Annotated in this window: 23 protein-coding genes; 2 read left to right on the forward strand and 21 right to left on the reverse strand. The window is 58.5% G+C overall.

Going from position 1 to position 19,414, the window contains the following annotated elements:
* Positions 1-83: 83 nt before the first annotated feature.
* The 3 genes from PMI27_RS15170 to PMI27_RS15160 all read right to left on the reverse strand — a co-directional run bounded on the left by PMI27_RS15170 (position 84) and on the right by PMI27_RS15160 (position 2,825).
* A complete protein-coding gene (locus PMI27_RS15170) occupies positions 84-902 on the reverse strand; it encodes an SDR family oxidoreductase (RefSeq protein ID WP_008152305.1) in 819 nt (272 codons plus the stop codon).
* A 198-nt stretch (positions 903-1,100) separates the two neighbouring features.
* On the reverse strand, positions 1,101-1,976 hold the full coding sequence (locus PMI27_RS15165; protein ID WP_008152306.1) for an SMP-30/gluconolactonase/LRE family protein: 876 nt from the start codon (positions 1,974-1,976) through the stop codon (positions 1,101-1,103).
* Between the two features lie 132 nt (positions 1,977-2,108).
* Positions 2,109-2,825, reverse strand: a complete 717-nt coding sequence (locus PMI27_RS15160) for a FadR/GntR family transcriptional regulator (protein ID WP_008152308.1) — start codon at positions 2,823-2,825, stop codon at positions 2,109-2,111.
* A 211-nt stretch (positions 2,826-3,036) separates the two neighbouring features.
* Between PMI27_RS15160 and PMI27_RS15155 the strand changes: the two genes are divergently transcribed.
* Positions 3,037-3,909 carry an esterase/lipase family protein gene (locus PMI27_RS15155; protein ID WP_008152310.1) on the forward strand — a complete coding sequence of 291 codons (873 nt, stop codon included), beginning with the start codon at positions 3,037-3,039 and terminating at the stop codon, positions 3,907-3,909.
* 58 nt (positions 3,910-3,967) lie between these two features.
* On the opposite strand, the gene PMI27_RS15150 is transcribed toward PMI27_RS15155, so the two are convergent.
* The 17 genes from PMI27_RS15150 to PMI27_RS15070 all read right to left on the reverse strand — a co-directional run bounded on the left by PMI27_RS15150 (position 3,968) and on the right by PMI27_RS15070 (position 17,692).
* Positions 3,968-4,528: a DUF1285 domain-containing protein gene (locus tag PMI27_RS15150; protein ID WP_008152312.1), complete on the reverse strand. Its 561-nt coding sequence runs from the start codon at positions 4,526-4,528 to the stop codon at positions 3,968-3,970.
* Between the two features lie 17 nt (positions 4,529-4,545).
* Positions 4,546-5,154 carry a DUF4823 domain-containing protein gene (locus PMI27_RS15145; protein ID WP_008152315.1) on the reverse strand — a complete coding sequence of 203 codons (609 nt, stop codon included), beginning with the start codon at positions 5,152-5,154 and terminating at the stop codon, positions 4,546-4,548.
* A 193-nt stretch (positions 5,155-5,347) separates the two neighbouring features.
* Positions 5,348-6,316, reverse strand: a complete 969-nt coding sequence (locus PMI27_RS15140; protein ID WP_008152316.1) for a GTP 3',8-cyclase MoaA — start codon at positions 6,314-6,316, stop codon at positions 5,348-5,350.
* A gap of 139 nt (positions 6,317-6,455) precedes the next feature.
* A complete protein-coding gene (locus tag PMI27_RS15135; RefSeq protein WP_008152317.1) occupies positions 6,456-7,094 on the reverse strand; it encodes a TetR/AcrR family transcriptional regulator in 639 nt (212 codons plus the stop codon).
* Positions 7,095-7,436: 342 nt separating this feature from the next.
* Positions 7,437-8,222 (reverse strand): TatD family hydrolase, encoded by a 786-nt coding sequence (locus tag PMI27_RS15130; protein ID WP_008152319.1) that lies wholly within the window; start codon positions 8,220-8,222, stop codon positions 7,437-7,439.
* Between the two features lie 14 nt (positions 8,223-8,236).
* The gene (locus PMI27_RS15125; RefSeq protein WP_008152321.1) at positions 8,237-8,593 is read right to left on the reverse strand and encodes a PilZ domain-containing protein; all 357 of its coding nucleotides are present in this window, start codon (positions 8,591-8,593) and stop codon (positions 8,237-8,239) included.
* Positions 8,594-8,635: 42 nt separating this feature from the next.
* The gene (locus PMI27_RS15120) at positions 8,636-9,625 is read right to left on the reverse strand and encodes a DNA polymerase III subunit delta' (protein ID WP_008152323.1); all 990 of its coding nucleotides are present in this window, start codon (positions 9,623-9,625) and stop codon (positions 8,636-8,638) included.
* On the reverse strand, positions 9,618-10,250 hold the full coding sequence (tmk, locus tag PMI27_RS15115; protein WP_008152325.1) for a dTMP kinase: 633 nt from the start codon (positions 10,248-10,250) through the stop codon (positions 9,618-9,620). The genes PMI27_RS15120 and tmk overlap by 8 nt, the downstream gene beginning before the upstream one ends.
* 19 nt (positions 10,251-10,269) lie before the next feature.
* Positions 10,270-11,529, reverse strand: coding sequence for an endolytic transglycosylase MltG (gene mltG / locus PMI27_RS15110; RefSeq protein ID WP_008152327.1), 1,260 nt, complete (start codon positions 11,527-11,529; stop codon positions 10,270-10,272).
* A 3-nt stretch (positions 11,530-11,532) separates the two neighbouring features.
* Entirely contained in the window at positions 11,533-12,348 is an 816-nt protein-coding gene (pabC, locus tag PMI27_RS15105) for an aminodeoxychorismate lyase (protein WP_008152329.1), read from the reverse strand.
* Complete coding sequence (fabF, locus tag PMI27_RS15100) at positions 12,348-13,592, reverse strand: beta-ketoacyl-ACP synthase II (protein WP_008152330.1); 1,245 nt, start codon at positions 13,590-13,592, stop codon at positions 12,348-12,350. Before fabF ends, pabC begins: the two co-directional genes overlap by 1 nt.
* A gap of 109 nt (positions 13,593-13,701) precedes the next feature.
* Entirely contained in the window at positions 13,702-13,938 is a 237-nt protein-coding gene (gene acpP, locus PMI27_RS15095) for an acyl carrier protein (RefSeq protein WP_003442511.1), read from the reverse strand.
* Between the two features lie 191 nt (positions 13,939-14,129).
* Positions 14,130-14,873 carry a 3-oxoacyl-ACP reductase FabG gene (fabG, locus tag PMI27_RS15090; RefSeq protein ID WP_008152333.1) on the reverse strand — a complete coding sequence of 248 codons (744 nt, stop codon included), beginning with the start codon at positions 14,871-14,873 and terminating at the stop codon, positions 14,130-14,132.
* 16 nt (positions 14,874-14,889) lie between these two features.
* Positions 14,890-15,828 carry an ACP S-malonyltransferase gene (gene fabD, locus PMI27_RS15085; RefSeq protein ID WP_008152335.1) on the reverse strand — a complete coding sequence of 313 codons (939 nt, stop codon included), beginning with the start codon at positions 15,826-15,828 and terminating at the stop codon, positions 14,890-14,892.
* A gap of 125 nt (positions 15,829-15,953) precedes the next feature.
* Positions 15,954-16,964, reverse strand: coding sequence for a phosphate acyltransferase PlsX (gene plsX, locus PMI27_RS15080; protein ID WP_081757410.1), 1,011 nt, complete (start codon positions 16,962-16,964; stop codon positions 15,954-15,956).
* A gap of 4 nt (positions 16,965-16,968) precedes the next feature.
* Positions 16,969-17,151 (reverse strand): 50S ribosomal protein L32, encoded by a 183-nt coding sequence (rpmF, locus tag PMI27_RS15075; RefSeq protein ID WP_008152339.1) that lies wholly within the window; start codon positions 17,149-17,151, stop codon positions 16,969-16,971.
* Between the two features lie 13 nt (positions 17,152-17,164).
* Positions 17,165-17,692, reverse strand: a complete 528-nt coding sequence (locus PMI27_RS15070; RefSeq protein WP_008152342.1) for a YceD family protein — start codon at positions 17,690-17,692, stop codon at positions 17,165-17,167.
* A gap of 106 nt (positions 17,693-17,798) precedes the next feature.
* Here PMI27_RS15070 and PMI27_RS15065 point away from each other — a divergent pair, with 106 nt between their 5' ends.
* Positions 17,799-18,377 (forward strand): Maf family protein, encoded by a 579-nt coding sequence (locus PMI27_RS15065; RefSeq protein WP_008152344.1) that lies wholly within the window; start codon positions 17,799-17,801, stop codon positions 18,375-18,377.
* A 45-nt stretch (positions 18,378-18,422) separates the two neighbouring features.
* Here PMI27_RS15065 and PMI27_RS15060 read toward each other — a convergent pair whose 3' ends face one another.
* The gene (locus tag PMI27_RS15060; RefSeq protein WP_008152346.1) at positions 18,423-19,412 is read right to left on the reverse strand and encodes a S49 family peptidase; all 990 of its coding nucleotides are present in this window, start codon (positions 19,410-19,412) and stop codon (positions 18,423-18,425) included.
* Positions 19,413-19,414: the final 2 nt, after the last annotated feature.

The raw sequence follows: 19,414 nt of genomic DNA on the forward strand, positions 1-19,414 counted from the left end.
AGCCAATCAAACGGTGCAGCTAATAGTCATATCGTATGATGATTGGATTTCAGGCGTAGTTGCGCGCCTGAAACCCGATTGACTCAGTCGTGGTACATGACCGAGCGACCGCCATCGATGGTGATGCACGAGGCATTGATAAACGGCGCTTCATCGCTGGCCAGGAAAACGGCGGTCATGGCGACTTCGATCGGCTGGCCGATACGACGTGGCGGGTGCAGATCGAAAGCGCGCTGACGCTCGGCATGAGGGTCGGCAAAACCGTTCCAGTAATCGACGTTCAGTTGGGTTTCGATGTAACCCGGCGCGATGGCGTTGACGCGAATGCCCTTCGGCGCATATTCGATGCCCAGGGCGCGGGTCAGGCCGAGCAAACCGTGTTTGGCCACCGGGTACGGGAAGCAGCCGGGAATGATGTGCGTGGAATGGGTCGAGGCGATGTTGATGATGCTGCCGATGCCCTGCTCGATCATCTGCGGCAGTACCGCTTTGCAGCCATACCAGGCGCCGTCCAGGTCGATGGCGAAGCAACGACGCCAGTCTTCCTCGGTCATTTCCAGCGGATCGCGGAACACGTTGACCCCGGCGCAGTTGACCAGCACATCGATGCGACCGTGAAGTTCGATCGCCAGTCTGGCCATGGCGTGCAGGTCTTGCTGGTTGGAAACGTCAGCCTTGATTGCCTGCACGTCGAAGCCTTTGTCCCGCCAGTGCGCCGCGACCTTTTCGACTTTCTCACCCTGGATATCGCTGATGATCAGCTTGGCCTGCTGGGAAGCGAAGGTCGCGACAATCGCCTCGCCGATACCCTGAGCAGCACCGGTCAGCAGCACGACCTTGTTTTTCAGGCGCTCACCCTTCGGCGGTTCGGGCACCGGTGGCAAGGAAAGAGGTTCAGCCATGGATCAAGACTCCTTTTCGAAGGCACGACAAAAACCGGGCATCTGTCGATGTCCGGTCAAAAGGCTTTTTGGAAAATCGCTGCATCACTTCACCTGTTTTGTTTTTTTAAGTGTGAGTGCGTGTAACTGATGGAGCCGACTATAAACCCGACTACCAAATAATCTCAATATATAATTTTACATCCCATATTTTGGGATTCATCCCGCAAACCGCGTACAGGTTTTTCCGGACACATCGACTTGAATCGACAGTAACGCACCGTCCAACGGATGGTTGAGCGGGCTCGCGGCGCTGGTGATGTACAGGGTTTTGAGGTCTTCACCGCCGAATACGCAACTGGTGGGGCGGCTGATGGGCAGTTCGAGCACGCGATCAACCTGCCCGTCCGGGGTCAGCCTGAGCAGACAGCTACCATCCCAGCGAGCATTCCAGATGTAACCCTCGGCATCCATCGCCGAGCCATCGGGGCCGCCACGTTTATGCGGCCCAAACCAGATGTGGGCCGGGTCGAGGTTGCCGTCGGTGCGGATGAAGTACTGGTAGAGCGTGTTGTCGAGGCTGTCGGCGAAATACACGGTGGTCGCGTCGTCGCTCCACAGCAATGTGTTCGGGATGCCCAACCCGCGAAGCAACGGCGTGACCCGAGCATCGCGATCGATGCGAAACAGGCCACCGGAACGCCGGACGATGGGCACGTCTTCACCCTGCTCCCCGATGTTGTTCTGCATGGTGCCGAGCCAGAGCCGGCCCTGAGCATCGCAGCGGGCTTCATTGGCGCGATTGCCGGGTTGCGGATCGGCGACGCAGAGCAAGGTCAATCGTGGTTCCAGGCCGGGGGAGTCCAGATCGAGTCGATACACGCCGCTGTTCAACGTCACCAGCGCATCACCGCTTTCGCAAGGGATGAAGGCAGACACGTGCTCGGGCATTTGCCAGATTTGCACGTTGGCGCCAATCAGCCGCAGCGCCTGTTGACCGGCGATATCAACCCAGTACAGCGCCTGGGTCGGCGCGTCCCAGAACGGGCCTTCGCCCAGTCGTGCCCGGTGTTCGGTAACCGCGGTCCATTCCATGAAACCTCCTGCGTTGTTCTTGTTTTTTATGTGGGAGCGAGCCTGCTCGCGATAGCGGTGTAACAGTCAACATTGATGCTGAATGTAATGCCCCCATCGCGAGCAGGCTCACTCCTACAGGCTTTTGTATTGTCAGCTGGCCTTCTTGTCGGCCATGACTTGCGGGTAGAAGCGCTTGATGGCCAGGTCGGCGTTATCGATCAGGGTCATGCAGGCCCAGACTCCCCGCGCGGCATCCCGGGCGGCGATGGCCTCAGCCATGTCTTTGTGAATCGGTAGCGTGCGGCGCAGTTCGTCCGGGTCGGCGGCGGACACTTCGAACGACACGGCCAGCAGCGCGCCGAGGGCCGGGACCATTTGTTCGATAAATTGATTGTGGCTGGCAGCGAGGATGCACTCGTGGAAGAACTGGTCGGCACGGTTGTAATCGATGCCGCTGTCCACTGCCCGCTCCAATGCGTTGTAAGCCTGAAGGATGGCGTGAACCTGCTCGACGGTAGCGCGCTCGCAAGCCCAGCGTACGGCCATGGGTTCGATGGTGCGGCGCAGGTCGAGCAAGTCGTCGACGAAGTTTTCCGGCAAGCCGCTGCGTGACAGCCAGCCTACGACTTGCGGATCGAAGAGGTTCCAGCGGCGCACCGGCAACACCCGCGTACCGACCTTCGGCCCGACTTCGAGCATGCCCTTGGCGACCAGGGTTTTGATAGCCTCGCGGATAACCGTGCGACTGACACCGAGCTGCTCGCCCAGGTCGGCTTCGACCTTGAGCGTCTCACCCGGTTTGACTTGTCCCGTGGCGATCCAGCAACCCAGCCAATCGACCGTCGACGCATGAAAACTGCTGGACATGGACACCTCAATTCAGAGACGGTACAAAGCCGTTCGCGATGGGTGTCCACGCTAATCATCATACGATTGGGTGTCAATTTGAATTTTTCTGTCTGATGGCGTTCAGGCGAACAATTTGAACGAACCCACATTGTGACCTACGGTTAGCCGCGACAGATCAAGCAGTCAATAGCATCTGTTCCACTCAAGTCCGCTATCGACAGGTATAAGCATGAACATGGATGCGTCTACGCAATACCCGATTGTTTTGGTCCACGGTCTTTTTGGCTTCGATAAAATTGCCGGTTTTCCCTACTTCTTCGAGATCAAGGAAGCTCTGGAACATGCTGGGGCCACGGTGTTTGCCGTTAACATTCCAGCCGTTAACGGAAACGAGGAGCGCGGTAAAAAACTGCTCGAACACGTCAATCGCATATTGCGGGAAACGGGAGCTGCCAAGGTCAATCTGATCGGCCACAGCCAAGGTCCGTTGGCGGCACGTTACGTAGCGGCGCTACACCCGGAAAAGGTCGCCTCAGTCACTTCTGTCAGTTGCCCCAATCATGGCTCCGAGATTGCCGACCAGTTGCATAAGGCGCTGACGCCTGGCGAGTTGCCCGAAGCGCTCGTACTCGCCCTGTTCAAAGCAGTCGGCACCTTCATTTCGTTGATCAGCGACCATCCGGAAAACCCTCAGGACCCTCAAGCAGCCTTCGAGTCCCTGACTAGCGCGGGGTTGGCTGCTTTCAATCGCAAGTACCCGCAAGGGGTACCGAAACAATGGGGCGGGGAAGGTAACGAAATTGAAAACGGCGTGTACTACTACTCCTGGAGCGGGATCGTACAAAAATTTCAAAGTCTGCAACCTCTCGATCCGTCCCACTTGAACTGTATCGTGCTGTCGAAGTTATTTTATAAAGAGAAACACGCCAACGACGGGCTCGTCGGACAGTACAGCTCGCACTTGGGCAAAGTCATTCGTTCGGATTATCCGATGGACCATTTCGACGCAGTCAATCAAATGGCCGGGATCACGAGTTGGAACGTAAGCCCGGTCCACCTCTATCTTGAACATGCTGCTCGGCTTAAGGAAAAAGGTTTGTAGGCAAAAAAATGGCCCGCTTAATAGCGGGCCATTTTCCAGAACACAACAACCCGGCGAATTACGGCTCAAGCCCGATAGGGAAGAACTCGCCAGCGCTCCACACGCCTAACCAGCGTTGCCCGTCGATTTCGCGGGTGACGGCCAGCTCCACCAGTTGGTAGAACACGTTACGGTGGATCAGGGCTTCAAGGTTGGTGCGCACATGCACGTAGGGCGCAGGCTCCTGCGTGACCGGGTCGATCACCACGCGCATGGGGTGTTCGGGGCCGGCCTCGGCGGTCTCGTCAACATTGGTGGTAAAGCGCAAGACCTGGGTTTCACCCTCGCCTTCGACATCCACGGCAATCGCCACGAAGGGCGCATCGTCGACCTTGATGCCAACCTTCTCGACCGGGGTGATGAGGAAGTAATCGTCACCATCGCGACGGATGATGGTGGAGAACAGCTTGACCATCGGCTTGCGCCCGATCGGCGTGCCCAGGTAGTACCAGGTGCCGTCACGGGCGATACGCATGTCGATGTCGCCGCAGAAATCGGGGTTCCACAGGTGGACCGGCGGCAAGCCTTTGGTTTTGGGGATTTGCCCCAACAGATCGTTGGCTTTTTGCGGGCCACTCATGGCGTTCTCCTTTTGAATTACTGGTCGCTGAGCCCCAGCAGGCTGCGCGCGTATTGCTCCAGCGGCGGGCCCATCAGGTCTTCTGGCTTTTTGTCGTGGAACGTCAGTAAACCGCCACGACCCTTGATACGTGCAGTATCAATCAAATACTGGGTGCTGGTCTCGATCAACATGATCTGAATCACGCCGCCATCGATACCGAGTCGATCCAGGGCTTCCTGATCAAGCCACTCGTCCAAGTTGCCGATACGGTCATCAGACTTGGCGAACCGGGTATAGAGCAGGTAATGGGCACCGGCGGCACGGGCTTCGCCCATGGCTTGATCAAGACCTTCCGGGGCACGGGCGCGGCGGACCATGGGGAAGTATTCGACAAAGCCATCGAAGGCGACTTCGGCAATCACGTTAGGTCGTGGGTAGACAGCACTGCCTGGCGGCACAAAGGCGCCCTGGGCGATATAGACGAATGAGTCCGGCTGGATGCGCAGGTTATTCACACGGCGGCTGTCGCTATGGTCGAGCAACCCCACGTCGCTCATGTGGTAGCGAGTCCCTTCAGCCAGATCGCTGACATTCATGCAGCCACCAAGCGCCAAAACGGCCAGCAGCAAAACCAGGCTACGCATCCTACCCTCCAGAGGCCGGTGACGGAAAACCGGCGAATGGCCATGGGATGCAGCTTCCGCGCCAGCTCATACTCATCGTCACCTGATGGAATGCAATCGTGGGCAAGCCTTGCTCCTACGGTTTTGTATCGCTCACAAAATGGTGGTCGCCACCCAACCCGTAGGAGCAAGGCTTGCCCGCGATGAGGCCCGATCAGCCGCCAATGATTTTCATGATGGTCGCGCCACCGGAAAATGCCACTTCCTGCTTATCGCCCAAGGCTTTCACCAAGAGTCTCTGCAAAGCGGGCAACGCTTGATGACGGGGCTTGTCCAGCAGGTCGCCGACATAGTGGCGGTTGCTCGACGACAGGCAGCCATGCAACCAGCCCGTGGAGGACAGACGCAGCCGCGAACAGGTGCGGCAGAAAGGAACGCTTTCGTTGGCGATAATGCCAAAGTAGCCCTGCCCCGGAATCTGGTAACGCACGGCGGTGGCGTCTACCGGCGCATCGGCCTGAAGGTATTCGTAGCGCTCGCCGATCAGGCTGAGCAACTGCTGAAGGCTGACAAACTGCTGCAGGAAAGCATTGGAGTCGCTGGCCAGGTGGCCCATGCGCATCAACTCGATGAAGCGAAGCTCATAGCCGCGCTCCAGACAGTAATCGAGTAGCGGCATCACTTGATCGAGGTTCTGCCCACGCAGCGGCACCATATTGACCTTGATCTTCAGGCCGGCGGCGCTGGCCTGATCCATACCGTCGAGCACAGTCGCCAGATCGCCGCCACGGGCAATGCTGCGAAAAGCGCTGGCATCCAGGGTATCGAGGGAAACGTTGATGCGACGAATGCCGGCATCCACCAGCAGTGGCAGCTTTTTCGCCAGCAGCTGACCGTTGGTGGTCAGGCTGATGTCCGCCAGGCCCATCTGCCCGACAGCGGTCATGAAGGTTTCGAGTTTAGGGCTGACCAGCGGCTCGCCGCCGGTGATGCGCAAACGCTCAATGCCCGCTGCTTCGATCAGATAGGCCACGCCACGCGCCATGGCCTCGGCCGACAATTCATCCTGCGCAGCGACCAATCGCTTGCCGTTGGGCACGCAGTAGGTACAAGCGTAATTGCAGGCTGAAGTCAGACTGATTCGCAAATTGCGAAAACGCCTGCCTTGACGGTCAACGATCATGGACTACTCCGGCGGAAGAATATTCGGACCGCTAAAACTTGACTCACAAATCAAGTTTTAGCAAGTCCTATGCCTGAGTATATTCCTGCGGTACTGCACCACGTAGCGAAATCATGGCGCAATAAGGCAACTGAATGGTTCAGCTGCTCGGGGTGTCGGTATCGCGCTTGCGCTTGTTGCCCATGCGCACGCCGATATCCATCAGGAACTGGAAGAAACCTTCCTGATCTTCCAGCACATTGCTCCAGAACGGCGAGTGATACAGCGCCACGGCGCCGTGCACCAGCGCCCAGGATGCGCAGTAATGGAAGTAAGGCGGCACGTCTTCGAGTTTGCCTTCGCTGATCCGGCCCTTGATCAGCAGGGTCAGACGTTCGAAGTTCGAGGCACGAATCTTGTGCAGTTCCTCGACCATCTCCGGCACCTGATTGCCCTTGACCACCTTTTCTTCCAGGCGATCGAACAACCGATAGCGTTGAGGGTCGCGCATGCGGAATTCGAAGTAGGCCCGGGACAGGGCTTCCTTGTCCTTGTCGACATCGGCCGAATGCAACAGCTCGTTCAAATCGCGCTCGTAATCGAGCATCAGGCGCAGATAGATCTCGGCCTTGGATTTGAAGTGCTTGTAGATCGTGCCTTTGCCGATACCGACGGCATCAGCAATCATCTCGACGGTGACACTGTCTTCACCTTGATCGAGGAACAGCTTGAGCGCGGTATCGAGAATTTCTTGCTCGCGGCGACGAAACTCACGGACCTTACGAGGTTCTTTATGCATAAGAAAAGGTCTGTAGGGGTCAAAATTCGAAGCCGCGTATTATGCCTAACTTGCGCAAAAATGCACGGATCATCCGACCATATATGTGTTTCTTGATGAATTCCGGCAGCCTCGCAGATGAATGAGAACTCAACCGAAGCGCCCGTATTCCAAATTTGTTTAAAAATCGGCGCCGGTAAACTGGACTCGGCGCAATACTGATCAATACTTCAACTGTCGGCGGGACATCTCCCCCAAGTGTTGCGCCGATATAGGTACCAACGGACCGCGTGCCTTTGTTTTACTCCTAATGGTCTTAACCCGGATTCACCCCCCAGAACCCGGGTTTTTTTTGCCTGCGATTTAACCTTTCACATGGGCCAGCGGAAACAGTCGCTTGAAATTCTCAGTGGTTTGCTCGGCAAACCGCTCGTAGGGCTCACCTCGCAACATTGCCAGAAATTCCGCTACGTCTCGCACGTACTGCGGCAGGTTCGGCTTGCCGCGATGAGGGATCGGCGCCAGGTAAGGCGAGTCGGTTTCCACCAGCAATCGATCAGCCGGTACTTTACTGGCGACGTCACGCAGAGCGTCGGCATTGCGGAAAGTGACAATCCCGGACAAGGAAATGTAGTACCCCATGTCCAGCGCCGCTTTGGCCATGTCCCAGTCTTCGGTAAAGCAATGCAGCACGCCCGCCTGGGGCAACGCCGCTTCACGCAGGAGGTTCAACGTATCGGCGCGGGCACCACGGGTGTGGATGATCACCGGTTTGCCCGTCTGCTGTGCCGCTTGCAGATGCAGGCGAAACGACTCCTGCTGCAACTCTGCCGCTTCCGGCTCGTAGTAATAATCCAGGCCCGTCTCACCGATCGCGATCACACGCGGGTGGTTGAGCTCGCGCAACAGCCAATCCAGTGCTGGCGCGGCGCCCGGTTGCACGTCCAGCGGATGCACGCCAACCGAACAGTCGACGTCGTCGTAACGTTCGGCCAGGGCTTTGACGTCGGCGGCATTCTCGACGCTGACGCCGATACACAGAAAGTGCCCTACCCCGCGCAGACGGGCGGCATCAAGTGCAGCATCCAGGGAGCCGTCGTGGGCGGCGAGGTCGAGGCGATCAAGGTGGCAATGGGAATCTACGAGCATAAAAGGGCTGCAACTTACATCGTATGAGTGGGACGGTCGGACTTCAGGGCTCCGGCCAGATGGGTTTCGATTCGACTGCGCGCGGTATTGTCGCCTTCGTTGAATTGTACGCCGACCCCAGCGGCCCGGTTGCCCTGCGCACCTTTGGGGGTGATCCAGGTGACCTTGCCGGCGACCGGAATCTTCTCCGGCTCGTCCATCAGGTGCAACAGCATGAATACCTCATCGCCCAACTTGTAACTCTTGTTGGTCGGGATAAACAGGCCACCGTTCTTGATGAACGGCATGTAGGCCGCGTAAAGCACGGACTTGTCCTTGATCGTCAGGGACAAAATGCCGTTGCGCGGCCCCGGATTGACGAGTTCATTCATGCTGACCTCCGTTGCTGATGCTCAGAGTCTAGGCACAGACGGTCACTTCTGGGTAGGCAAACCCACCCATTGCACCAACAGCGCCTCCAGCAACAACACCCGATTGAGGTTGGCTTTGCTCATCACTTTCTGGCGCTGGGCGAGGATCCAGTCCTGAATATTCAGGACTTTGTCCTGGCCGGCTTTCTGCGCCAGGTACTGAACCACCTTGCGCATGTCCGCCAGCCCCAGCCCTTCTTCATCCTGAGTCAGCTGATAGCGCAGGATCAGGCTCGACCAGTCGCAGAACCAGTCGAACAACAGCAACAGCGGAATCGCATTCCAGCCTTCGGCCAGTTGCGTCGGCGACTGTTGTTGCTTGAGCAACTTTTTCACGCCATCGACCACCAGCGCCCGCTGCTCGCGCACGCCCTGGGCCTGCAAGTTGACGGCGGCCAGTGGCGAACCGGCGGCCAGGGTCAGCAACTCGATACGCTCTTCTTCCGAGCAGTCCGGCAAACTTTTCGCCAGCCATGCAAGACTCATGGCTTCGCTCGGCAGCGGACAGGCCTGCTGCTGGCAGCGGCTCTTGATCGTCGGCAGCAAACGACTGGTCTGGTGACTGACCAGCAGCAACACCGTATCACCGGACGGTTCTTCAAGACTTTTGAGCAAAGCGTTGGCGGCGTTGACGTTCATCGACTCGGCCGGCTCGATCAGCACCACTTTGCGGCCGCCCATCTGCGCGGTCTGAACCACGAAGCTGACCAGATCACGAACCTGATCGACCTTGATCGCCTTGTCGGCTTCTTCCGGTTCCAGAATGTAGTTGTCAGGATGACTGCCGGCCTTGAGCAACAGACAGGATTTGCATTCGCCGCAAGCTTCGTGGGCGGCGCTCGGACGCTGGCACAGCAAACTGGCCATCAAGCGTTCGGCCAGTGCACGCTTGCCGATTCCGGCCGGGCCATGCAACAGATAGGCGTGAGCATGTTGCTTGCGACCGGCCAAATGCTGCCAGAGACTGTCCTGCCACGGATAGGCTTCAGCCACGGGTCAACTCCAGCAGACGCGGCAGCAAGGCATCCAGTGACTGCTGAACCTGCGCCAGCGGCTGTGCAGCATCGACCAGGACATAACGCGCAGGATCCGCTTCAGCACGCTTGAGGAAAGCACTGCGCACCGCATCAAAAAAGGTTCGGCCTTCGAGTTCGAAGCGATCCAGACGACCGCGAGCGCTGGCGCGGGCCAGACCCACTTCCACCGGCAGATCGAAAATCAACGTCAGGTCCGGGCGCAGATCACCCTGGACGAAGGTTTCCAGCGTCGCGATGCGCTCCAGCGACAGGCCGCGACCGCCACCCTGATAGGCATAGGTCGAATCGGTAAAGCGATCACACAGGACCACCGCACCGCGGGCCAGTGCCGGACGAATCACCTCGGCCAGATGCTGGGCTCGCGCGGCGAACACCAACAGCAACTCGGTGTCGGGGTTCATGACTTCGTCAACCGGCGCCAGCAACACTTCGCGAATCCGCTCGGCCAACGGCGTACCGCCTGGTTCGCGAGTCAGCACGACCTCGATACCCGCGGCGCGCAGGCGCTCGGCCAGGTATTCGCGATTGGTGCTCTTGCCGGCCCCTTCCGGGCCTTCCAGGGTAATAAACAAGCCAGTCACAGGCAGTCCTTAGTCAGAGTCATTGCGGGCTTTGCGGCGCGGCTGCATTCGGTTCGGGCGCGGCTGCGGGTTCTTGAGCGGGTGCTTGCGCCGGCTCCGGTGATGGCGACGGGTCAGGCGCTTGTGGCTCTGGTGGCGCCGCCTGAGCAGGCTCTTGCGACGGCACTTGCGGCACGGCCTCCAGGACTGTGTCGGGCGAAGCCGCCGGAATCGGTGCCTGCTCATCCGTCGCTTCTGGCGCCGTAGCCGGCGCCGGGCTGGAGCGGTAGTCGGCACGGCGCTTGATCTGGAACTCACGCACAGCGTTATTGTGCGCGTCCAGATCATCGGAGAACACGTGGCTGCCATCACCACGCGCAACAAAATAGAGGCTATTGCCTGCCACCGGATTCAGCGCTGCATGAATCGCTTCGCGGCCGACCATGGCGATCGGGGTCGGCGGCAGTCCGGAAATCATGTAGGTGTTGTACGGCGTCGGTTCCTTGAGGTGGGCGCGAGTCAATTTGCCGTTGTAACGATCACCGAGGCCGTAGATCACGGTCGGATCAGTCTGCAACAACATGCCCATTTCCATGCGCCGCACAAACACGCCAGCGATTTGCCCGCGCTCCTGCGGCACGCCGGTTTCCTTCTCCACCAGCGAGGCCATGATCAGCGCCTGATAGGGTTCGGTGTACGGCACATCAGCGGCGCGCTGGCTCCACTCCTTGGCGAGGACTTCATCGAGACGGTCGTAGGCTTTTTTCAGCAGCTCGACATCGGTCATGCCGCGCACGAAGCGATAGGTGTCAGGGAAGAATCGCCCTTCCGGAAAAATCCCGCGGTGGCCGAGTTTGTCCATCACCTCGCTATCACTCAAACCGTCGAGGGTCTTTTCGAGTTTTTCATCCTTGGCCAGAGCAGCGCGGACCTGATGGAAATTCCAGCCCTCGACCAAAGTCAGGCTGTACTGAACCATTTCCCCGCGTTTCCACAGGTCAATCAGGCCTTCGACGGTCATGCCGGGCTGCATGCGGTACTCGCCCTTGTGCAACGGTTGCTTGGCGAGATTGAAGCGCCAATACACCCGCAGCCAGAAAGCGTCCTTGATGACGCCATCGGCTTCGAGTCGATAGAAGGTGCGGGTCGGTGTCGTGCCTTTGGGCACTTCCAGCAGCTCTTCCTGGGTGATGTTCAGCGGCTGTTCCAGCGCCGAATGGATTTTCCAGGCAGAAGCGCCCAGACACAGCCCTGCCAGAACCAATCCGGTTTCCAGCAGCAGCAAGAATTTACGTCTCACGTATCAAGCATCCAGTAGCGCGCGGGCAATGGTTTGGAGTTTACGGGTGAGCGGACCAACCGGCCAGCTCAGTGCGGCATAGGCGCGCACCGGCCAAACGCCATACACGCTGTTGCAGACAAAGACTTCATCAGCCCATTGCAGCTGATCGAGGGTGATATCGGTGATTTGCGTGGGGATCCCCAATGACTCGGCTTGAAACAATAATTCGGCACGCATCACGCCGGCCACGCCGCAGCGCTTCAAATCAGCCGTGATCAGCACACCATCGCGAATCAGGAACAGATTGCTGAACACGCCTTCAATGACGCGCCCGGCCTGATCGAGCATCAAGCCTTCGGCATGATCGGTGTCTTGCCATTCGGAGCGGGCGATAACCTGCTCAAGACGGTTCAGGTGCTTGAGTCCGGCGAGCAGCGGTTGCCTGGAAAGCCGCGTCGCACAGGGAAACAGGCGAACGCCCTGCTCCGCATTGGCAGCAGGATAAACCGCAGGAGGGTTGCCCAGCATGATGCGGCGCGCCTGAGCCGAAGGATCGGGCGCATAACCGCGCGCACTCTCGCCACGGGTGACGATGAGTTTGAGCACACCTTCGCCCAACGCTTGGGCATAGGTCAGTAACTCAGTGCAGACAGCCGCATGGTCGAGGTTAATTGCCAACCGCTGGCAGCCCTTGACCAAACGCACCATATGCCGATCCAGCAGCACAGGACTGCCGTTGTGTACGGCGATGGTCTCGAACAGACCATCACCGTAAGCCAGGCCGCGATCCTTCAGCGACAAAGCGTCAGCCGGTTGACCGTCGACCCAGCTGTCCATCAGTCAGCGAACCGGCGGAATACCAGCGAGCCATTGGTACCGCCAAAACCGAAGGAGTTGGACAGCACCACATCGATATCCATATTGCGCGCGGTATGCGGTACGAAATCGAGGTCGCAACCTTCGTCCGGCTCATCAAGGTTGATGGTCGGTGGCGCTACCTGACTGTTGATCGCCAGCACACTGAAGATCGCCTCGACCGCGCCCGCCGCACCCAGCAAGTGACCGGTCATGGACTTGGTCGAACTGACCGCCAGTTTGTAAGCGTGATCGCCGAATACCGACTTGATCGCACAGGCTTCAGCAAGGTCGCCGGCCGACGTCGAGGTGCCGTGGGCGTTGATGTACTGAACCTGATCGCCATTGATCCTGGCATCGCGCAGCGCATTGGTGATGCAACGTGCAGCACCTGCACCATCGGCCGGAGGCGAAGTCATGTGGTAGGCATCGCCACTGGTGCCAAAGCCGATCAGCTCGGCGTAGATCGTCGCGCCACGGGCCTTGGCGTGTTCCAGTTCTTCCAGAACCAGAGCACCGGCACCGTCGGACAGTACGAAGCCATCACGGCCCTTGTCCCATGGACGGCTGGCGCGGGTCGGTTCGTCGTTGCGGGTCGACAGTGCTCGGGAGGCGCCGAAGCCGCCCATGCCCAGACCGCAAGCTGCCATTTCAGCGCCGCCGGCAATCATCACGTCGGCTTCGTCGTACATGATGTTGCGTGCCGCCATGCCGATGCAGTGCGTACCGGTGGTACACGCAGTGGCGATGGCGTAGTTAGGTCCCTGTGCGCCCAGATGGATGGACAGGAAGCCGGAAATCATATTGATGATCGAGCCAGGCACGAAAAACGGAGAAATCCGTCGTGGGCCGGAATCATGCAGCGTGCGGCTGGTTTCTTCGATATTGGTCAGTCCGCCAATACCCGACCCCATGGCCACGCCGATGCGCTCACGGTTGGCGTCGGTGACTTCCAGACCGGCGTTACGAACTGCCTGAAAACCTGCGGCCAGACCGTACTGAATGAACAGGTCGAGCTTGCGAGCTTCCTTGACCGACAGGTATTCCTCGACATTGAAGCCCTTTACCGAGCCGCCAAAACGGGTGGAATAGGCAGAAAGGTCGGTGTGTTCGATCAGACCAATGCCACTGCGGCCAGCCAGAATGCCCTGCCAACTGCTCGGCACATCCGTGCCCAGTGGCGACAACATACCCATACCGGTGACTACGACGCGTCTACGCGACACAGCACTCTCCTTTTTTCAAATGACGACTTTGCATCAGGCCTAAAGAAAAAACCGCACGCCGTGATGGCAGTGCGGTTTTTCCATGACAGCAAGCAACGATTACAAGCTATTAAGCCTGGTGGTTAGTAACGTAATCGATTGCAGCTTGTACAGTAGTGATCTTCTCAGCTTCTTCGTCAGGGATTTCGGTCTCGAATTCCTCTTCCAGAGCCATCACCAGCTCAACGGTGTCAAGGGAGTCGGCACCCAGGTCTTCAACGAAGGAAGCAGTGTTGACCACTTCTTCTTCTTTAACGCCCAGTTGCTCAGCAACGATTTTCTTGACGCGCTCTTCGATGGTGCTCATACCTTGTTTTCACTCCTAATGGACAAATTCAGGCAGCTGGCCAGTGGGTAAGTGTATAGAAAGACTTTTCAGTTTTTCAACTGAAAGCTTCACTCCTCAAACCCGACGACCCTCTGCCTATAAATAGATTGCAGCTTTATAACGGATTTTAGACAGCTCGTATGACATTTTTTTGAAGCGATCCGTCACATTTAACTCATGTACATCCCGCCGTTCACCGGGATTGTAGCCCCAGTAACGTAAGCCGCACCGTCGGATGCAAGAAAAGCGACCACAGACGCGATCTCTTGAGCTTGTCCCAGACGGCCCAGCGGAATCTGCGTCTGCAAGGCTTCACGCTGTGCCTCAGGCAGTTCGCGGGTCATATCGGTGTCGATGAACCCAGGGGTCACCGAGTTTACCGTAATCGAACGCGAACCGACTTCACGCGCCAGTGAACGGCTGAAACCTTCCAGACCGGCCTTGGCGGCTGCGTAGTTTACTTGGCCTGCGTTGCCCATGGCACCCACAACCGAGCCAATACTGATAATTCGTCCCCAACGGGCTTTGGTCATACCGCGCAAAACGCCCTTGGACAGGCGGAACAGACTGTTCAGATTGGTATCGACGACGTCATGCCATTCGTCATTTTTCATGCGCATCATCAGATTATCGCGGGTGATGCCGGCATTATTGACCAGGATCGCCGGCGCACCGAACTGCGATGTAATGCTCGCCAGTACTGCCGCAACGGATTCGTCGCTGGTGACATTGAGTTCCAGGCCAGTGCCTTGAATCCCGTTTTCCGCCAGGGTTGCGGCAATGCGCTCAGCACCCGAGGCAGACGTCGCGGTGCCAATAACGGTGGCGCCCTGACGACCCAGTTCCAGGGCGATAGCCTGGCCGATACCGCGGCTCGCGCCAGTGACCAATGCAACTTTACCTTGCAGACTCATGCAGGCTTCTCCTGATTCAGGCCAACGCTGCGCGAGCGGCAGCGAAGGCGTCGGGGGTATTGAGGTTGGATGTCGACACGCCTTCGGCGCAACGCTTGTTCAGACCAGCCAGCACTTTGCCTGGGCCGCATTCGACCAACTGGGTAGCACCTTTGGCGGCCAGCGCCTGAACCGATTCGACCCAGCGTACAGGCTTGTAAAGCTGCTCGAGCAGATCGCGCTTGAGGGTTTCCAGATCGGCCGGCACAGTGGCGCTGACGTTCTGAACCACCGGGATCTGTGGCGCCTGCCAGTCGATCGCTGCGATCGACTCTGCGAAACGCTCGGCCGCCGGACGCATCAGCTCGCAATGGGACGGCACGCTGACCGGCAACGGCATGGCGCGTTTGGCACCACGGGCCTTGCAGCCTTCGATGGCGCGCTCGACCGCTGCCTTGGCACCGGCGATGACCACCTGGCCAGGGGAGTTGAAGTTGACCGCACTGACCACTTCGCCTTGCGCCGCTTCGGCACAGGCTGCCAGCACATCAGCATCGTCCAGACCGAGAATGGCGGCCATGCCACCCTGCCCGGCCGGAACGGCTTCCTGCATCAACTGACCACGGCGCTCAACGAGCTTCACCGCGTCGCCGAGGCTCAGGCTGCCCGCGGCAACCAGAGCGCTGTATTCGCCCAGGCTGTGACCGGCGACATAAGCCGGACGCGCGCCGCCTTCAGCCAGCCACAGACGCCACAAGGCAATCGAGGCGGTCAGAATGGCCGGCTGGGTTTTATCGGTTTGATTGAGTTGCTCTTCCGGCCCTTGCTGGGTCAGTGCCCACAGGTCGTAACCCAGAGCATCGGAAGCTTCTTTGAATGTTTCGAGGACAACCGGATGTTGTGCGCCCAACTCGGCCAGCATGCCGAGGGACTGCGAACCCTGTCCCGGAAAGACGAATGCGAGGGAAGCAGACATGTAACAAGCCCCTAATGATCTTGTCGTCGGAGAATTGACGTCCCGCTTGGGGGACGCAAGAAACTGACAGTTGGATGGCAAATTGAACTGAGCGGTCACATTTAAGCATTGTCCGACGAAAACGCCTAAAGCAACAAATCCTCCAGGCGACCGTGAATACGTTCCGGCAAGTTTTCCTGGATCTCGATCAAGGCACGCTGAATCGCACTCTGGAAGCCCTGAACCCCCGCCGAACCATGGCTTTTCACCACAATCCCCTGCAACCCGAGGAAGCTTGCGCCGTTATGCCGCGCAGGCGCCAGATCAGCCTGCAAGCGTTTCATCAGCGGCAATGCCAGAGCACCGACCACTTTCGACGCAAGGTTTTTCTTGAACAAGGCTTCGATGCGCGCGGCAATCATGGTCGCCAGGCCTTCGCTGGACTTAAGCAGGATATTGCCGACAAAACCGTCACAGACCACCACATCCGCCTCGCCACGGTACACACCGTCACCCTCGACAAAGCCGATGTAGTTGATACCACGAGCACTTTGCAACAATGTTGCAGCCAGCTTGACCTGCTGATTGCCCTTGATGTCTTCGGTGCCGATATTCAGCAGCGCCACTCGCGGACGAACGATACCCAGGGTTTCCGCCGCCACCGACCCCATCACAGCGAACTGCAATAGATGCTCGGCGCTGCAATCGACATTGGCGCCCAGGTCGAGCAACTGGCAATAGCCCTTCTGCGTCGGAATCGCCGCCACCATCGCCGGCCGATCAATACCCGGCAAGGTCTTGAGCACAAACCGCGACAACGCCATCAACGCACCGGTATTGCCGGCACTGACACAGGCCTGAACCTTGCCATCGCGCAGCAACTCCAGCGCCACACGCATCGACGAGTCGGGCTTGCCGCGCAGGGCCTGGGCAGGTTTTTCGTCCATGGTGATGACTTCGGACGCCGGCGCGATCGACAGGCGCGAGCGATCCACAGCCGATTGGCCAGAGAGCAATTCTTCAAGAAGGGAGGGTTGACCGACGAGGGTCAGGTGCAGCGAGGGCGTAGCAGACAGGCAAGCAAGGCTGGCCTGAACAATGCTGCGGGGACCGAAGTCCCCGCCCATTGCGTCAATCGCGATGACTTGAGCAGACAAGTGATTACTCGTCAGCGCCCTTGTCGATCACTTTACGGCCACGGTATACGCCTTCTGGCGATACGTGGTGACGCAGGTGAATTTCACCGGTGGTTTTTTCTACAGACAGAGTGCTTGCCGTCAGGGCGTCGTGCGAACGACGCATGTCACGGGCAGAGCGGGATTTTTTGTTCTGCTGAACAGCCATAATTGATTAACTCCTAAACGTTTGGGTCACGCTTTAACTGCGCCAATACACTGAACGGGTTGGACCGCGTTACCTCGTCCTCGCTCGGTTCGGGCTCATCGAGACCCGCCGGCTGCTGGCATTCTTCCGGATGATGAGCAGGCACAATGGGCAAGGCGAGCAGAAGCTCCTCCTCGATCAGTGACTGCAGATCCAAAGGATCTTCGCCCAGTTCCAGCACGTCATAACCTTTCGGCAACGACTGGGTATTCGCACCCTCCTTCACCACAGCATAACTGCATTCGCTGTGGATCGGCAGGGTGACCAGCTCAAGACAACGCTGGCAAACCATTTTGACTTCGGTGTCGATAAAACTGTGGATTACCACAGACTTACGTTCATCTCGTTCAAAAACGAATTTAGCCTGCACCGTACCGACAGTATCGGAAAGCGGGTCGCAGAGTCTCTCCAAATCGGCCAGCAGCATTTCACCTTGAAGGGTGGTGCCACGATCAGCCAATTTGCGCGGGTCAACGTGAGGTGGAATCGGGTCATTCAACATAGGCGCAGCATTATAGGGATGCCCCCAGCCATGTCAAAGGAAATTCAGCCCTGTCCGTCACTTGCACGCCTCCGCTAGAATTCGCTCCTGCCTTTTGGAGACGCGCATGCTGCCTTTATTACTCGCTTCAAGCTCGGTTTATCGTCGGGAATTGCTGGCCCGCTTGCAACTTCCGTTTACCTGCAGCTCGCCGGATATCGACGAAAGCCACCGATCGGGTGAGTCTGCCGTCGAGTTGGTAAAGCGCCTCGCCGAGGAAAAAGCACGCGCGCTGGCCAGCAGTCACCCCGCTCACCTGATCATCGGCTCCGACCAGGTCGCCGTACTTGGCGATCGGATTATCGGCAAACCGCACACCTTCGAAAAAGCCCGCGAACAATTGCTGGCCTCGAGCGGTGCCAGCGTGACCTTCCTTACCGGCCTGGCCCTGCTCAACAGCCAGACTGGTGAATGCCAGGTCGACTGCGTGCCGTTTACCGTACACATGCGCTCGCTCGATCAGGCGCGCATCGAACGCTACCTGCGCGCCGAACAGCCCTACGACTGCGCTGGCAGCTTCAAAGCCGAAGGTTTGGGGGTGAGCCTGTTTCAAAGCACCGAAGGCCCTGACGCCACCAGCCTGATCGGCCTGCCGTTGATTCGCCTGGTGGACATGCTGCTGGCCGAAGGCGTGCAGATACCTTGACTTAAAAAAACCGGCAAAAGCCGGTTTTTTTATGTAGCCAGAAAATCAGCGCAACGAAGGCCCCTGGAAGCCCATCCACATCGCCAGATGCTCAGCTACGCTGGCACCGAGTTTTTTCGAGAAGCGGTCGAACGGCGACTCCTGAACGGTGAAATCCACCAGCTCTTTCTCGCCGATCACGTCACGCGCCACCGAACTGGCATTCCCCAGACCATCGATCAAGCCCAGCGTCAGTGCCTGCTCGCCCGACCAGACCAACCCGGAGAACAACTCCGGATGTTCCTTGTCCTTGAGGCGGTCGCCACGGCCTTTCTTGACGCTGCCGATGAACTGCTGATGAGTGGTATCGAGCACGCCCTGCCAGAACTGAGTTTCTTCAGGCTTCTGCGGCTGGAACGGATCGAGGAACGATTTGTGCTCGCCGGAGGTGTAAGTGCGACGCTCGACACCCAGCTTCTCCATCGTCCCGACAAAGCCATAACCGGCCGCCGTCACACCAATGGAACCCACCAGGCTCGCCTTGTCGGCGTAGATCTGATCCGCCGCACTGGCGATGTAGTAAGCACCGGAAGCACCCAAATCCGAGATCACCGCGTAAACCCTGGTGTCTGGATGCAGGCCGCGCAAACGGCCGATCTCGTCATAGACGTAGCCCGACTGCACCGGACTGCCGCCCGGACTGTTGATTCGCAGGATGACACCCTTGACCTTCTTGTCCTCGAACGCTGCACGCAGGCTGCCGACGATGTTGTCAGCGCTGGCAGGCTCCTTGTCGGCGATCATGCCGGTCACGTCGATCAGCGCGGTGTAGTTGCCACTGAGGGTGGCAGCTTTTTCCATGTCCATCAGCGGCGTGAACAGGATCAACGCGCCAAACAGGTACACAAAGGTCAGCAGCTTGAAGAAGATCCCCCAGCGCCGGGATCGGCGCTGCTCTTGCACGCTGGCCAGCAAGGTTTTTTCCAGCAGCTTCCAGCTTTTCTCGTCACCGCTCTCTGCGCTCGCCTTGGCGGGCGCTTTCCATTCGTCGGACATGA

The sequence above is a fragment of the Pseudomonas sp. GM41(2012) genome (assembly GCF_000282315.2).
In the GTDB taxonomy this organism is placed as follows: Bacteria; Pseudomonadota; Gammaproteobacteria; order Pseudomonadales; family Pseudomonadaceae; genus Aquipseudomonas.

Coding starts and splice junctions, on each gene's coding strand:
- PMI27_RS15170 (WP_008152305.1), bottom strand. CDS start 902: ATGGCTGAACCTCTTTCCTTGCCACCGGTGCCCGAACCGCCGAAGGGT.
- PMI27_RS15165 (WP_008152306.1), bottom strand. CDS start 1,976: ATGGAATGGACCGCGGTTACCGAACACCGGGCACGACTGGGCGAAGGC.
- PMI27_RS15160 (WP_008152308.1), bottom strand. CDS start 2,825: ATGTCCAGCAGTTTTCATGCGTCGACGGTCGATTGGCTGGGTTGCTGG.
- PMI27_RS15155 (WP_008152310.1), top strand. CDS start 3,037: ATGAACATGGATGCGTCTACGCAATACCCGATTGTTTTGGTCCACGGT.
- PMI27_RS15150 (WP_008152312.1), bottom strand. CDS start 4,528: ATGAGTGGCCCGCAAAAAGCCAACGATCTGTTGGGGCAAATCCCCAAA.
- PMI27_RS15145 (WP_008152315.1), bottom strand. CDS start 5,154: ATGCGTAGCCTGGTTTTGCTGCTGGCCGTTTTGGCGCTTGGTGGCTGC.
- PMI27_RS15140 (WP_008152316.1), bottom strand. CDS start 6,316: ATGATCGTTGACCGTCAAGGCAGGCGTTTTCGCAATTTGCGAATCAGT.
- PMI27_RS15135 (WP_008152317.1), bottom strand. CDS start 7,094: ATGCATAAAGAACCTCGTAAGGTCCGTGAGTTTCGTCGCCGCGAGCAA.
- PMI27_RS15130 (WP_008152319.1), bottom strand. CDS start 8,222: ATGCTCGTAGATTCCCATTGCCACCTTGATCGCCTCGACCTCGCCGCC.
- PMI27_RS15125 (WP_008152321.1), bottom strand. CDS start 8,593: ATGAATGAACTCGTCAATCCGGGGCCGCGCAACGGCATTTTGTCCCTG.
- pabC (WP_008152329.1), bottom strand. CDS start 12,348: ATGGACAGCTGGGTCGACGGTCAACCGGCTGACGCTTTGTCGCTGAAG.
- acpP (WP_003442511.1), bottom strand. CDS start 13,938: ATGAGCACCATCGAAGAGCGCGTCAAGAAAATCGTTGCTGAGCAACTG.
- fabG (WP_008152333.1), bottom strand. CDS start 14,873: ATGAGTCTGCAAGGTAAAGTTGCATTGGTCACTGGCGCGAGCCGCGGT.
- fabD (WP_008152335.1), bottom strand. CDS start 15,828: ATGTCTGCTTCCCTCGCATTCGTCTTTCCGGGACAGGGTTCGCAGTCC.
- rpmF (WP_008152339.1), bottom strand. CDS start 17,151: ATGGCTGTTCAGCAGAACAAAAAATCCCGCTCTGCCCGTGACATGCGT.
- PMI27_RS15070 (WP_008152342.1), bottom strand. CDS start 17,692: ATGTTGAATGACCCGATTCCACCTCACGTTGACCCGCGCAAATTGGCT.
- PMI27_RS15065 (WP_008152344.1), top strand. CDS start 17,799: ATGCTGCCTTTATTACTCGCTTCAAGCTCGGTTTATCGTCGGGAATTG.
- PMI27_RS15060 (WP_008152346.1), bottom strand. CDS start 19,412: ATGTCCGACGAATGGAAAGCGCCCGCCAAGGCGAGCGCAGAGAGCGGT.